2 protein-coding genes are annotated in these 1,530 nt (G+C 66.9%); both read right to left on the reverse strand.

The annotated features are described in order from the left end of the window. Positions 1-191: hypothetical protein (locus BLP62_RS13675; RefSeq protein WP_143004386.1), on the reverse strand; the 191-nt coding region annotated here is incomplete at its 3' end. Between the two features lie 101 nt (positions 192-292). Further along, complete coding sequence (locus BLP62_RS13395; RefSeq protein WP_093008759.1) at positions 293-1,462, reverse strand: DUF5666 domain-containing protein; 1,170 nt, start codon at positions 1,460-1,462, stop codon at positions 293-295. Positions 1,463-1,530: the final 68 nt, after the last annotated feature.

Genomic DNA, 1,530 nt, shown 5'->3' on the forward strand with positions numbered 1-1,530 from the left:
CAGACCCGCCCCTGGAGGCGGCCGGAGGTGGGGTCAAACTCCACCTTGCCCTTCAGGGTGCGGTTGACTCCGCCGAAGGCCCCCAGGGGAGCCCGGGCCTCGTACCGGACCTCCCCGCTCACCGCGTAGCCCGCGGCCCAGGCCAGGCCGAGGAGAACAAGCCCCAAAATCCCCATCGCCGATGCCCGCATGCGCACCTCCTCCATGTCAGCCTGGACGCCTGGCGTAAACCCCGCGTAAACGCGCCGGGGGGGAGGCGAGGCCTCCCCCCCAAACCGACCCACGCCCTAGGCTACCTTCCCCTTACCTCCACCTTGAGGGCGTGGTAGTTGCCGTTTGCGTCCTGGAGCGCCTCGTACTTTACCTCCACAACGTCCCCGACCCGAAGCTTCTCAAAGGCCAGGGGCCCGTCCGGGTCGTCCCGCTTGAGCACCGTGGCCCCGTCCACGTAGAAGCCCAGCGACCCCACGGTGAAGGTGTACGCCTGCACATCCAGGGAAGCGATCGGGCCTTTCACCTCCCCGGAGGGGACGCCGGTCTTGGGGTACTTCACCTTGACTCGCTCAGCGCGGAAAAGGGTAGGGTCGTTGGCGTCCACCCAGCCCTTAACTTCCACAAAGGCCCCTTCAGCAAGCCTTCCCTGGACGGACGCGCCGGAGTAGTCCACTGTGAAGCCGAAGAGGACGAAGGTCATGGCGGTGGGGTCCAGGCCGGAAAGCGGCCCCTCGAGCTCCATCTTCCCGGAGCCGCCGTAGGCTTTGGAGGAAAACTCCACCTTGGAGGCGCGGATCAGGCTCCCGTCCAGGTAGCCCCTTACCTCCACCCAGGCCCCTTCCGCCGGGGTTCCCTTGACCTTCGCCTGGCTGTAGTCCACGGTGTAGCCGCCAAGCTGGAACGTCATGCCACCCGGGTCCAGGTTGCGCGCCTGCCCCTTGAGCTCCACCGAGGGTTGTGCCGTGGAGGCGGGGTAGCGCTCGATATAGGTGGCTAGGACCGCTCCCGTGGGCGTGGGCGTGCCGTGGACCTCCACGAGGTCACCCACCTTCAGGTCGGAGAGGAGGAGGGTACGACGGCCCCCGGGGCCTTTCTCGTAGATGTAGGTGTTCGCGTCGGTGGCCACCTCCCGCCCCATGACGGCGAGGGTGCCCGCGTTCGGGTCCAACTGTTCCACCAGGCCTTTCAGCTCCACCTTGAGGTCCACGGACGCAGCCTTAAGGCGGGCGCCCTCCACCTTTCCCGCCACCTGGACCACCTGCCCGGGCAGGAGCTCGCCGCTGTAAGGTTCCCCCTCCTTGGTCACCGAAGCGGCGCTCACGTCCAGGGCGAGGCCCATGAGGGTCGGGTTCCCGGGGCTACCCCCGAGGATCCCAAGGAAGACCTGCCCCGTGGCGGCCTGGGGGGTCTGCTGGCAGGCCACCAGAACGCCCGCCAGCCCCAGAAGCACCAAAAGCCTCTTCACCATGTCTTCACCTCCTCGGTCGTGTAAGGATTTATGTGTAAGGGTCCGTGTTTAATAGGGGGGCACACCTT

The sequence above is a fragment of the Thermus arciformis genome (assembly GCF_900102145.1).
Taxonomy (GTDB): Bacteria; Deinococcota; Deinococci; order Deinococcales; family Thermaceae; genus Thermus; species Thermus arciformis.